General features: G+C 40.7%; 9 protein-coding genes, 1 tRNA gene and 1 pseudogene. 9 read left to right on the top strand and 2 right to left on the bottom strand.

Annotated features, from left to right (window positions below; translation table 11 throughout):
- From HWQ37_RS21455 to HWQ37_RS21415, 9 genes and pseudogenes are all read left to right on the top strand, one after another.
- Positions 1-486, top strand: a pseudogene (locus HWQ37_RS21455) (AAA domain-containing protein); the annotation flags it as partial.
- Entirely contained in the window at positions 464-2296 is a 1833-nt protein-coding gene (locus tag HWQ37_RS21450; protein ID WP_292750631.1) for a phospholipase D-like domain-containing protein, read from the top strand. The pseudogene HWQ37_RS21455 and the gene HWQ37_RS21450, both read left to right, overlap by 23 nt.
- A gap of 190 nt (positions 2297-2486) precedes the next feature.
- The gene (gene gshA / locus HWQ37_RS21445) at positions 2487-3626 is read left to right on the top strand and encodes a glutamate--cysteine ligase (protein WP_292750629.1); all 1140 of its coding nucleotides are present in this window, start codon (positions 2487-2489) and stop codon (positions 3624-3626) included.
- A gap of 385 nt (positions 3627-4011) precedes the next feature.
- Positions 4012-4473, top strand: a complete 462-nt coding sequence (locus tag HWQ37_RS21440) for a tRNA (cytidine(34)-2'-O)-methyltransferase (RefSeq protein WP_292750627.1) — start codon at positions 4012-4014, stop codon at positions 4471-4473.
- 790 nt (positions 4474-5263) lie between these two features.
- On the top strand, positions 5264-7555 hold the full coding sequence (locus tag HWQ37_RS21435) for a peptidoglycan DD-metalloendopeptidase family protein (protein WP_292750625.1): 2292 nt from the start codon (positions 5264-5266) through the stop codon (positions 7553-7555).
- 166 nt (positions 7556-7721) lie between these two features.
- A tRNA-Met gene (locus HWQ37_RS21430) sits at positions 7722-7795 on the top strand.
- 92 nt (positions 7796-7887) lie between these two features.
- The gene (locus HWQ37_RS21425; RefSeq protein WP_292750623.1) at positions 7888-8277 is read left to right on the top strand and encodes an Arm DNA-binding domain-containing protein; all 390 of its coding nucleotides are present in this window, start codon (positions 7888-7890) and stop codon (positions 8275-8277) included.
- Positions 8278-8426: 149 nt separating this feature from the next.
- Positions 8427-8687 (top strand): DUF6444 domain-containing protein, encoded by a 261-nt coding sequence (locus HWQ37_RS21420; RefSeq protein ID WP_292750622.1) that lies wholly within the window; start codon positions 8427-8429, stop codon positions 8685-8687.
- A gap of 8 nt (positions 8688-8695) precedes the next feature.
- The gene (locus HWQ37_RS21415) at positions 8696-8932 is read left to right on the top strand and encodes a hypothetical protein (protein ID WP_292750620.1); all 237 of its coding nucleotides are present in this window, start codon (positions 8696-8698) and stop codon (positions 8930-8932) included.
- Positions 8933-8952: 20 nt separating this feature from the next.
- Here the strand turns inward: HWQ37_RS21415 and HWQ37_RS21410 are convergent, their stop codons facing one another.
- Positions 8953-9825, bottom strand: a complete 873-nt coding sequence (locus tag HWQ37_RS21410; protein WP_292750619.1) for a response regulator transcription factor — start codon at positions 9823-9825, stop codon at positions 8953-8955.
- Between the two features lie 140 nt (positions 9826-9965).
- Positions 9966-11945: a scytonemin biosynthesis sensor histidine kinase gene (locus HWQ37_RS21405; RefSeq protein ID WP_292750617.1), complete on the bottom strand. Its 1980-nt coding sequence runs from the start codon at positions 11943-11945 to the stop codon at positions 9966-9968.
- Positions 11946-12555: the final 610 nt, after the last annotated feature.

Genomic DNA, 12555 nt, shown 5'->3' with positions numbered 1-12555 from the left:
TGATTTTCAAGAGAACCGTATAGGAACTTCATTCTTTAATATTCCAGAAATTAATGCGTTGAACGTCTATGTCAGCAATTTGAGACTACTTGGGCTTCTAGAGTTGCTAATGGTGAACCAAAAAAAGAAATCGCCGTGATTACTTTTTATGGCGCTCAACTCAGAAAAATTGATGAACGTCTGCAATCTAAACATTTTCCATCGCTGCAAATTACCACTGGCACAGTAGACCGATTTCAAGGTATGGAACGACCTGTTGTAATTGTGAGTATGGTTCGCAATAATAGTAGAGGAGATGTGGGATTTGCCAAGAAACCAGAACGAGTTAACGTTGCATTTTCCCGCGCTCAAGAACTACTAGTAATTGTGGGTTGTCATTCGCTATTTACTCAACAGCGTGGACAAGTCGGGAGTATGTACTCCAATGTTTCAAACATCGTGCGTCTACATGGAGGTTTCGTTGATGTTTCTCGCCTTTTCTGCTAAACCGATTGACGAAAATCTCAAAAATTTGGTAGACGAAATTGAAGCGCAAAGTTCTAGTTTATCAGTTTTAGCGGCGCGTCAATTATGTTATAGTTTGCGTCAAACTCCTATAGAAGTAAACATCAAAGAACCACGCCAATTTAACGTACTTGAAGAATTTATCATCCGCGCTGCTATTGAATTTCAACCTCCACCAACAGAGGATGAATTAGCCTCTGTACTTGGGCTTGATTCTGTATTTATCAAAACTACTACTGCAACCCTTAGAACGTTACAAACTTTATCAACAACATCGCCACTAACAGTTACTCCTGAAGGTCGCTTATTTTATGAAAAGGGGTCTGTACCACAGCCTCCATATCCTATACAAATTAATGCGATCGCAGACCCTTTAAGCAACAAGATAACCTTTCAATCTGAATCTTTAAATAAGACAGTGATAAACCTGCCCGATTTGGCAGACTTTATCACTATTGATCGTACAATTGCTGATATTGCCTCCTTATCCCTTGAGGAAATCCAAAAAAATATTCAAGCTTCAGGTTTAGCACTTCATTTACCAGAAGAGGGAAAAATTGTCACTTCCTATAAGGTAATAGCTTCGACTCAAAAAATTTGGAAAAAGATATCGCTATTTGTTATCTATGATGCTCTTGAAGATAAATTAAGTATTCAAATAAGAAATGGAAAGCAAATTTTAGAGTCAGCATCAAATTGGTTAGAAGTTCTACACGCTGAAGGTAAAATTTCGTTGCAATCATTATGTGAATTATCCAACGAAACTATCAGTTTTGAACGTGAAGGTATTCTCAAGCAGAAAAACACAGAAATAGAAGCTAGACTCGAAAAAATTCGCCAGAAGGCATTAGAATCTGCTACGAAAAAAGGTAATGAAGTAGATAATTATACAGGGTTAGGTAAAGCTGTGCAGTTACGCGATGGACAAATTGCTCAAGCTTTTCTAGAAGTTTTAAATTCGGCTAAAACTCAGGTTATGATTTATTCTCCGTGGGTGAATCAGGCAGTTGTCGATGAAAAATTTCTAACTTTGTTGCAGAAATTAGCTAATCGCGGAGTTTGGATTTTAATTGGACATGGAATTGCACGGCAACAAGAAGATGAAGATAAACCAATTCCACCAGAAATAGAGAAAAAACTGCGAGCGATAAAAACACCTGATGGTTTACCATCTGTACAGGTTTTTTGGTTGGGAGATTCTCATGTCAAAGAAGTAATAGTTGATAAAGAAATACATCTTTGTGGATCTCACAACTGGTTATCTTATCGTGGCGATTACCTACCACGGGGCGAGTCAGTTTATAAAGTTACAATTCCCCATCAAGTCCAGGAAGCTTATGAATTTCTCGCTAATCGCTTCCAAAATCACGCTCAAAAATTGTGGCAAAATTCTCTAGAAAAGCGCAATTATAAACTGGCTGTAGAATCTCTTTGTATATGGAGTGCATTAGGTATGGAAGAAATTGCACTCAAAGAAATACAGCAAAACAATTGGCTGGAACTTCTACCTGTGTGGTTGAATCTAGCACTTCGCGGGTTAAATTCCAAGAATATACAACCTGATTCAGAAAGTTTTAAAACTGCACTTTTGCTGCTGAGTCAAGTTTCTATTGAAGAGGCTTTTATTGAGTTCTTACAACAGGGATGGCGTAAAGTTATTGGCGCGATCGCAAGTCACAATCCTAAAACTGCTTTAAACTTACTTAACGATGAAGTATGGGGGCAGTTTTTACGCCTCAATATTGCTCAAGAGAGTGATTCACCCAATGATTTTATTTTGTACCGTCCCTAACCTATACGAGGATATTTTTCATACCTCAATAGTAAGAATTTATCGGAAGACAGCCTAGAAATATGCCGTCTTGATTTTGCATCAAGTTGGCAATTAAATGATTCTTAACCTTTGATTGACTAAAAGATAGATCCAGAAATTCGTCTAATTCGATACAATTTATAAGTAGAGAGAGCCGAGGGAGAAGAAGGTGGTCTTATTAAAAGGCTTTGAGATTGAGATGTACACTGGCACGCCTCAAGGTGAAATCGTCGGTCTCTCCGACAAAATTGTTGCCGCTTTGCCTGGATTTATGCGGGAGCCAGATAGCCGCAACGTCGAATACATAACGCAACCATCCCATAGTTACGATAGTTTACTATGTGCCTTGCTACGTCCCCGGCGAGAGTTGCGAAACTACCTCAATCGCTTGGGCGATTACACCCTGATACCGGGAAGTACTTTATCTTTGGGTGGGAGCGATCGCTTTCTCCGTTCCGATCCAGCAAATCCCTATCATGACTACATTGAGAACACCTACGGCACAAAAGTAGTCACCGCTAGCGTACACATAAATATAGGCATCAGCGACCCAGAAGTACTAATGCGGGCGTGTCGAGTCATTCGCATGGAAGCACCTCTATTTCTCGCCCTCAGCGCCTCATCTCCCTTCCTGGATGGCAAAACTACTGGCTATCACTCCACCCGTTGGGGCGTGTTTCCCCAAACGCCCAGTCATGTACCGTTATTTGCCAGCCACGCCGATCATATTCAGTGGGTTGAAGATCAACTCATTGCTGGAACCATGCAAAACGTGCGGCATTTGTGGGCATCAGTGCGACCAAATGGCGATCGCCGCCCTTACGATCTAAATCGCCTAGAATTGCGAATTTGCGATTTAGTCACAGATCCCATTGCCTTACTAGCCATTACTGCCTTATTAGAAGCGCGTTTGTTGCAAATAATCGAAAACCCCAGCATCGATCCCTTAACCCAAAGCATTTTCTCGGCTGAAGAACTCGTCACCCTGAATGCTGACAACGAAACTGCTGCTGCGACTGGTAGTCTTGATGCTAATTTGAGGCATTGGCAAGATGGTGAAAGCATCGTAGCGAGAGATTGGATTGCTCAAATGTACCAAGATGTTGGGGCGATCGCCAAGCAACGAGGTTTTAGCTGTTTCCTTTCTCCTCTGCACAAAATCCTCCGCGAAGGTAATGAAGCTCAACAGTGGTTGCAATTACACGCAGTTGGTTTTGATAGCCAACCCGTGATCGCTCAGGCTATTATCGCCACCCAAGAGCGCGAAACCGAACTCGAAGACAAATTGTGTTCGTCTCTGTTGGGTTAACTCAAAGGGCATTGGGCGTTAGGCATTGGGCATTGGGGATTGAGAAAGACAAGGCAGGAGGCAGAAGTTCTTTAATTTTGAATTTTGAATTTTGAATTTTGAATTGATTACTCCCGTCTTCACCCAAATGGTAGATTTGATTGCAGACACTACCAGCCCTAAAAGACACAAGCACTTACTTCTTCTGCATAAAACTTAATACTTCCTGATTTTAGCCAAATATCCTCTCAGGCATTCCTCTGGGAGGGTTTGTACTTCGTTTTAAAAATCTAATCGATAGAGCATGCCTGATTATTATTAACAAAACCTATGAATAGCCTCTACCTTTTGGTAGATTTAACATTGACAATAAATTGTTTTATACAATACGTAAATTATACGGATAATGCCTCAGGTAGTTTTAGTTAACCCGCAAATCCCTCCTAATACAGGTAATATTGCCCGTACTTGTGCCGCTACGGGTACAGAGTTGCATTTGGTAGGTCCTTTGGGGTTTGAAATTAGCGATCGCTACCTCAAGAGAGCTGGCTTGGATTACTGGCCTTATGTCAAACTACACTATCACGAATCGCTGGAAGCCTTTAAAAACTTACATCAGGGGCGTGGCGGCAGATGGTTGGGTTATACGGTTCGTGGAAATTGTAATTATGTAAACTTTCAGTTTCAACCTGATGATTGGCTACTTTTTGGTAGTGAAACCACGGGCTTATCACCAGCAATTCTGTCAGATTGTGATGCTACCCTCTATATTCCCATGAGCCAACCGGGGGTTCGCAGCTTGAATCTATCAGTAAGTGTGGCAATTGGTTTATTTGAAACCCGTCGTCAGTTAGGCTATTTAGAATAGTTGTTTACATTCATAATTATAAGTGTATTTACTTATAAACTGTACCGAAACCTATTAGACGATTTATTTGTGGCTGCGAAAATTTTCTTGGTGACAGCAAGAATATGTAAAACAATATACCAAAAATCAGGTTTATTCGCAAAATGTAGTGGAAGATACTTACAAGTATAGTGAGGTTATTATAAGAAATTTGTATATAAAACTTGGGATATTGCCAAATTTGAATGATAGATTTTGATGAATTTGAAACACCCTAAACTAGGAACAAAATCGCTAGAATCCAGTCATATCTTACATTTGAGCTATTTTGGCTCAATAGAGGACAGAAATCAGCCCAAAAGTAGCCGATAGTTAATACGGTTGTTTTTTAGGGAATAATCAACGTAAAGTCTCGTGTTGATAAGACGGATGGGGTAGAAATATCTTGAAGATATCTACAGCAGGGGGCATAACTTTTCCAGAAGTCGCCGCAATTTAATTTTCAGCAGCGACTTGGACTTGGCAAATAGTTTGTCCAGTCCCCGCGATTGACGCAAGACAAGCGCGGATAATGGGAAAGAGTAAAAAGTCCTAAGTGGTGTTAGGAGTGGTTCGGACGAGTAAACACAGCAAAATTTAAGTTTTGCTAACAGATGTGAACTTGTCTAAATCAGAGAAGCAGGTTAATCTTGCGTAAGCATCTCTGGTGAATGTGATCTCGATCTATCATTTGTTGTGATCTAAATCATTGACTAGTATCCAACTGAAAAATCGAGGTCAATTAAGCGCTAGTGATCATAGGAGGTCGTCTTTGAAACGAGCATTGAAAAAGAGAGTAAAAGCTGTGTTGAACAATACCCCTAGCAGCGATGATGCCCCGGTAGAACTGCTAAATGTAATGAATCCAAAACTTAACAACCGGGTGCGGAGAAAAGCGGCGATGATTGGCTTGGCAATCTCTATGGGAGCAACCAGCCTTTTGGTGACTCGACAAAGCGATCAAGCCCAAGCAGCAGTGCCAGTAGGCAGCCAAAAGGCATCGTCTTCGATTCCTGCTGTTCCTGACACCCAAGTGAAATTTGCCTCCACAAAGCTGGAGTCCCAAGCAGTCTCATCAGCGAGCGTGCCGGAAAATCCTGTAATCGTGGAACCAACGGCAGTCTCACAAGTGCCTGGGCTTGAAGCTAAATGGCAAGTCGCAGCAAGTGGAATATCTTTGCAAGTTCCTGCATCAAAAACGTTTTCTCAAACAACAGCAGGTTATAAAAATTCCACCTACCTGAAGCCCCAAGTCTCACAGGGATTGAACAATACCCTAGCGGAAACTAGTTTTCCAACAGTCAATAATCTGTCTGACGACTATAGTGCTGATGGTGTTGATAGTACAAATACATCACTAACTGCCCAGCCCCAAATAGTGGCAACATCCGGCGCAGTTAACAGTGAAATAAATGCACAACTTAAAGCGCAACAAGAGTTCGCACTAAATCGCTTACAAGAAAAATCGAACCGTTTAAGAAAGAGTCTGGCGCAGTTGCAGTCTGGAGAAACCAAAAATTTATCACAAGCTGATATAGAATTGGCGCAGCCGACAACTGTGGTTGAGAAGACTGCATTAGCAGCCCAGCCAGACACTTCTAGCGATGCCAGCCAAGCGAACCTGATATCGAGGTTAAAACAGAAGACAAGAGACACTGCATCTGTACCAGCGATGCCAGTAGTTATTGCCTCCTCGACACATACAGCCTACGAAGTTAAACCTGGAGATACACTAGCAGCGATCGCCAGCAGATACAATACCTCGGTATCAGAACTAGTTAAAGCAAATAACCTCAATAATCCCAATGAACTGCGAATTAGTCAAAAACTAGTTATTCCTGCTGTTCAAGTTGAGGCAACTGTAGCGAGTAAGCCTACTTTTGTAGAGTCTCGCAAAACTCCTCATGTTGCTACCTCCCCTTTGAATATTGGTAGTGCCAACTCATATCTACCTAGTTCACCATCACCAACTATTGCCGACAACAGTAGTGTTGCCGTACCTACACCGGTAACTGTGCAGATTCAGGCAAATAGTGCGACTGACTCAGAAACAACCCCTCCCACCACCAAGTCTTATGGTGTCGGTGGTGACATTGCAGTGCCACAAGCTTTTGCCGAAATACAACAGCCTAAGACACCAGCAAATAGGGTAGCAAGGGTAAATAATAACAATAATGACCGTTTACAGGGCTTACAAGCCGAAATCCAAAGGTTACAGCAGAAATATCGCGCTCAACAATCTGGTAACTTAGTTGAGCCACCAGCAGCGATCGAAGCTAATAATGCTGCGATGCTCACTCCTATTTCTACTCCCAACAATTTCACCGCACCCAACCGTGTATCTACAACGAATAGTGTAGCAATACCAATTCCAGTTCCTACACCCATTAGGGCTAACTATAGCGTTCAGCCTAAGCCCCAATTCAGGACTACTGTACGTCCTACCGAAGCAGTAAACCCAGAGTTCTTGCCTAATCTAGGTTCTGCTAGTCAGTGGACTCCCTCTCGCACTCAATCTGCCACGAGGGTTGCAACACCTTCTGGAAGAGTAAATGCCTCTGACTCTTTAGGAAAGATGCGGGGAACCACAGTTTCTCCACAGATAATGCCGCCTTTGGCAGCAGTGGATCAATATCTGCCCAGACCCATTGACGAACTTACACCTCCTCCATCTACTTCAACCTTGGCTTATATCTGGCCGACGAAGGGTACTCTCACATCTGGCTTTGGTATGCGCTGGGGAAGACCGCACAAGGGAATTGATATTGCTAACTCCACTGGTACGCCAGTTGTTGCCTCAGCTGACGGTACGATAGAGAAAGCTGGCTGGAACAATGGTGGTTACGGCAACCTCGTCGAAATCCACCATCCTGATGGCAGCAGCACTCGCTATGCTCATAACAGCAAGATTTTGGTGCAACCTGGTCAGCAGGTACATCAAGGAGAAACAATTGCTTTAATGGGTACTACTGGTCACAGCACTGGCCCACACAGCCACTTTGAAATTCATCCATCAGGTAAGGGTGCTGTTAACCCAATAGCTTTCTTACCACAACGCCTGTAATTCTTAGTTGTCTGTAACTAAATCATTGCTTTGTTAGTTGAGGGAGTTTACCTCCCTCTTCTACTTTCAATTACTTCAACAGGAATAAAAGTTCTCACAAAATTGCAAAATGGGCTAGTATTGAGCAAATTTGTATGCTATGTTAGCTAATGACTTGAATAAATCTGGCTCAGTAGCTCAGTTGGTTAGAGCACGGGACTCATAAGCCTGGGGTCGTTGGTTCAACTCCGACCTGAGCCACTTTAAAAGTAAGACTACATAAAGGTTTCAGCTTCTGTACATTGGTGGTCATGGAAGCTGAATCTTTGTTTTAACTCCCTTTTGACTATCCAATGACTATCCAAAATAGTCAAAGGATTACCATGAAAGTTGGTATTGAAGTATCTAAAGGTTATCTTAGATTAAGATTTCCTAGAGCTTTATTTAATGGCAATCAGAAATACTTATCTCTGAATTTGGTTGACACTCCAGAGAACAGAGTGGCTGCTGAGATAAAAGTAAGGCAGATAGAGTTAGATATCCTAGCTGGTTATTTTGACCCTACCCTTGCCAAATACAAAGCTGACCACACCGCTACCCCTAAAAAACAAAAGGTATACAGCCTACTTGAGTTATGGGAAAAGTATACTCAGTTTAAAAGTGGTCAAGTACAGGAATCAACTCTTGTCCGTGACTACTCATTAATAGAGAGAGAAGCGCATCAGAGCATTACCTACTACTGATGCTAATCAAGCAGTGATGATAAGGAATTATTTACTGAGTACTTATTCTGCTGAAACAGCCAAGCGCACTCTTAAACAAATGAATGCTTGTAAGGATTCAGGTCAAAAGGTATTGACAAGTGTGACATCTGAGGTGGAATATCACAATTATGGGAAAAGACCTGCTTTTGAAATTAGAGCGTGAAACCCTTCTCCAGTTAACTCCCGAACAACTGGTGAACATCATTGTTGAGCAGGCGATCGCCATAGAGAAACTGAACTCCAGAATTTTAGAACTAGAAGAAAAAGTAGAAAAACTCAAAATCAGTAGAGATTTAGATAGCAAAACATCATCGAAACCACCATCGGGAGATATCCTCAAAAGTACATCTGTACTGCCATCAGCAAATACATTCTGGAACAATTTGTAGTTTATGACTTGCTTGAGCCGGATGCGTTGCAAGGCGCAAGTCCGGTTCTGAGGGGGCGGGATTATAGCGATATAGTCCTGCTACCCGACCACGGTGACACCTTGACTGCTGATTTGGCTTTATGTTGGGTACATGAGGCACGACATTATAAAAAGCTAAGTCCCTTTGTTGCTTGTCACCGACAGAGTTTAGACGAATTTCTGGATGATTTTTGGAAATATTTCTTAGTTTTTATTAGTAAATAAGATGCATTCGTCCTGCACTTTCACCAGAGTTCCACCTGTTCTTGCAATCCAAGCTGATGCTCTTTGCGCCAAGCTTGGGGAGGTAAACCGTGATGTTGGCGAAACTGACGAGAGAAATGAGACACATCCTGATAGCCCAATGCTTTCGCTATCTTTTCGACTGTCTGATTATTATTTTGGAGTAAAAAACGCGCTCCCGCCATTCGGCGTTTGACAATCCAACAGTTTACAGTCTCTCCTGTCTGCCTTGCTACTCGATTAGTTAAGTAAGCAGGTGAGTAACCAACAGCAAGAGCCACATCACACAAAGTAATTCCTTGATGATAATAGGCTTCGATAAAGTCAAAAACTTCCTTCAATTGGGGAATGGAGGGAAAAATTGACTTATAAGGAATGTCAGCTTCTCTATCAGAGGCTACGGCAACACCTTCAGCGATCGCTATAGTATCATCTGCAAATACTGATTTTGGAGCTTTCTCAAATTTCATCGCACACCAGTATTGAAGAGTAGCTTGCTTTTGCAAGCGAATAGCGATCGCTCTGAGCAATTCCTCTAGTGTCGAGGGTTTGGTAAGATAGTCATCTGCTCCCAATTCCATAGCTTTGCGAACATCTGCTCTGGTGCTACTGCCAGTCAGAAAAATAAAGGGAATAATTGCTGTAAGAGGATCTTGGCGTAGTGTACTTAAAACGCCATAACCATCCATATCGGGCATCGTGATATCGCAAATCACTAAGTCGGGTATATTCTTTTGTGCTTGTTGGATACCAATACGACCGTTTTGAGCGCCTATTATATCAAAACCTTTAGCCTCAAGACCCTTTAAATAAAGATTGCGGGTAATGCTATCATCTTCAATGACGAGAATTTTCTTTGACGATTCGTACATCATTTTCTATTACCATAAATTTTTGCAGAAGCTAATTACTAGACTCTTTGCTGAGTATCTAAAATAGCCATGAAATTAATTACCTCGTTCTAAGAGTTATGATTATTGAGTTTTTAACTAACAACTATTCTTCATTTCAACACTCATAAATCGGAACAGGTAAACTCTGATTTCATTAATGGCAATATTACAGTAAACTTAGTGCCAACACCAACTTCACTTTCTACATAAACTCGACCATGATGTAAATCTACAAGGGTTTTAAGAATAGATAGTCCTAGTCCAGTACCAGGGATATGATCAATGTTACTACCACGGTAAAATGGTTCAAATATCCGTTGTTGATCTAGTACTGAAATACCGATCCCCCTATCTTTTACTTGGAAAATTAATTTTTCATTGTCGCAAGATAGTTCAAAAACTATTCCAATATTTTGGGGAGAATACTTAATTGCATTATCCAGCAAATTCTTCAAAATAGGCTCTAACAATTTTTTATCTATATAGGCTGTTAGAGAGTTATCTTGAGTTACAAAATTGATTGGGTTTTGCCTAACACTCATCTGCATTTGTGCAACTAAATTCTGACAAAACTGAACTAACTCAAGCGGTTTTGGTTCAAAATTTAATTTTGCTGCTTCTGCCTTAGAGAAGAACAAAATATCATCCAACATCAGGCTCAGTTGTTCGGTAGCTTTTTGAATATGATCGAGTAATGGTTGGATTTTCTTCTGTGTACGTTTGTCTACTTCTTCTTTCAATAAACTATTAGAAAATGAAACAATATTCAACGGAGTTCGGAATTGATGGCAAACCATAGAAAGAAAACGCGCTCTAAGTTCGCTAAGTTGTTTAGCTTGTTCTAAAGCTTGGTTAAGACCTAATTCTGCATATTTGTAATCGGTAATATCGATGCCTGCAATCAGTTCAACTGGTTTTCCCCCAAAATCCAGCACTCCATCCAGCATGACAACAGCACAAGCTAGCCAGCGCTCCGTGCCGTTTTTTGTCAAAAGATTTATCTCTTGGTATTCAAAGTTACCTGCTTCACTCTGGTTGCGTACCTGCCTACGTTTTTTGCTTTTAATCAGTCGGTGTAGTCCAAAGCCTGTTAGCAGTTCCTCTTTTGTGTAGCCAGTGAGTTTCTCCACTGCCGGATTTATATAGCAAAGCCGCGTGCCTTGAATCAGAAAAGTACTGGTATCTGTTGTTTCTGCTAAAGTCCGAAATCTAGCTGCATTCAGCCGTAATGCTTCTTCAGTCTGCTTCGATTCAGTAATATCCCAAATACTCCACACTCTACCAATAATTTTGCCCTTGAGCCACTGAGGTTTAGAGTAGTGTGCAAAAACTCTCCCGTCTTTTAACTCTAGAATGTCGTAGCTCTCAAAATCAGACTGGCTAGACACTTCCCAAATCAGCCGATTAAAGGTTTGTGGATCTTTAAGTTGGTTCTCAAAAAAGGCTTTGCATCGAGGACATTTCTTAGATAGTATTAGCGACTGTGGGATCTGCCACATATCCACAAATTTCTGATTCAAGCTTAGAATATCTCCCTCGAAGTTAACTGCAACAATACCAATGGCAGTAGATTCGAGAGTAGAACGAAGCAAAGAAAGAGATGTTTCTAGTTCTACTTCTTTTCCCTTGAGTTGAGAAAATTCCTGTTGTAAATTGTCTTTGGCATCCCCTAATTCATTAGTTGACTTCTGTACGCTCAATTCTACTATTTCATCAGTTTTCTCACGAGCAAAGGCATAGCTAAATTCCATATCTTGGTGCTTGACATAGTTCATGGATATTTCTACCAGAAATATCCAACCTCCTTTTTTCTGATAGCGAGATTTAAAAGTAAAAGAACCCCGTGACTTAATGTCTGACCAATTGTGTAGAGAAAAGTCTACATCTATATCATACAGACTCATGGAAAGTAATTCCTCACGGGAATACTCAGTCATCAGACAAGTGGCATCGTTGACGTAAAGAAACTGCGCGTTTGCTCCTAAACAGAAGGCAGCATCTACAGCATGATTTATTAGGAAGTCAGCAAACTTCATCTCTATTTCTGGTTTTAGTGCCCATTGATTGTTTGATCTAGCTAGTGTATATTCGCCAGAATTCATATTTCTACTTCCCCTGGTAATCAATCAACACCATAGGCGTTGATCAGTTAATAGTCATAACTTACTAAACTATTTGGTGCATTCTTTGGTTGTTGAAAAAGGAAATTAGTTAGAAAATTAATAAATGTTACAAAGCATCTTAACAAAAATTATCATACCAGTAAAACGTGAATTATTGAACCAAATTTTCCTAAAAAAAACCTAAATGTTTAAAAAAATTGACTATTGACTTAAACAGCTTTTGATAGCAGCAAAAAAATTAGACAAATCAAATTCAGATTAGTCAATAAACCTTATTAGACAAGAGTTAAAAACTCTTAATCTATAACTAGAAAAGATATTTTAAATTTAAATTAGTCCTGCACCAAAACTAACTAAATAGTTCACCAACCTAAAATTACTGGGTTTCGACTGGGAAAAGTTAAAGGATAAAAATCTTTATCCTTTAACTTTTCGCTCGCCAAGGAATTTAGCGAACTACTAGTACACTGTGCCAGAAGTTTACCTACCTTTAACCAGTTGCTTGAGTAGAGACAATTCATGAATTGTCCCTATCTGTCTGGTTAATTAAGATGGTAGTTGGGTTTACGCTGTGCTGTACTAGTGTAGA

The organism is Nostoc sp. NMS4, assembly GCF_017115095.1.
GTDB lineage: Bacteria > Cyanobacteriota > Cyanobacteriia > Cyanobacteriales > Nostocaceae > Nostoc.
Note: the sequence above shows the minus strand (reverse complement) of the source record. Positions and strands in the feature narration are given on the sequence as shown.

Coding starts and splice junctions, on each gene's coding strand:
- HWQ37_RS21450 (WP_292750631.1), top strand. CDS start 464: ATGTTTCTCGCCTTTTCTGCTAAACCGATTGACGAAAATCTCAAAAAT.
- HWQ37_RS21440 (WP_292750627.1), top strand. CDS start 4,012: ATGCCTCAGGTAGTTTTAGTTAACCCGCAAATCCCTCCTAATACAGGT.
- HWQ37_RS21425 (WP_292750623.1), top strand. CDS start 7,888: ATGACTATCCAAAATAGTCAAAGGATTACCATGAAAGTTGGTATTGAA.
- HWQ37_RS21420 (WP_292750622.1), top strand. CDS start 8,427: ATGGGAAAAGACCTGCTTTTGAAATTAGAGCGTGAAACCCTTCTCCAG.
- HWQ37_RS21410 (WP_292750619.1), bottom strand. CDS start 9,825: ATGATGTACGAATCGTCAAAGAAAATTCTCGTCATTGAAGATGATAGC.
- HWQ37_RS21405 (WP_292750617.1), bottom strand. CDS start 11,945: ATGAATTCTGGCGAATATACACTAGCTAGATCAAACAATCAATGGGCA.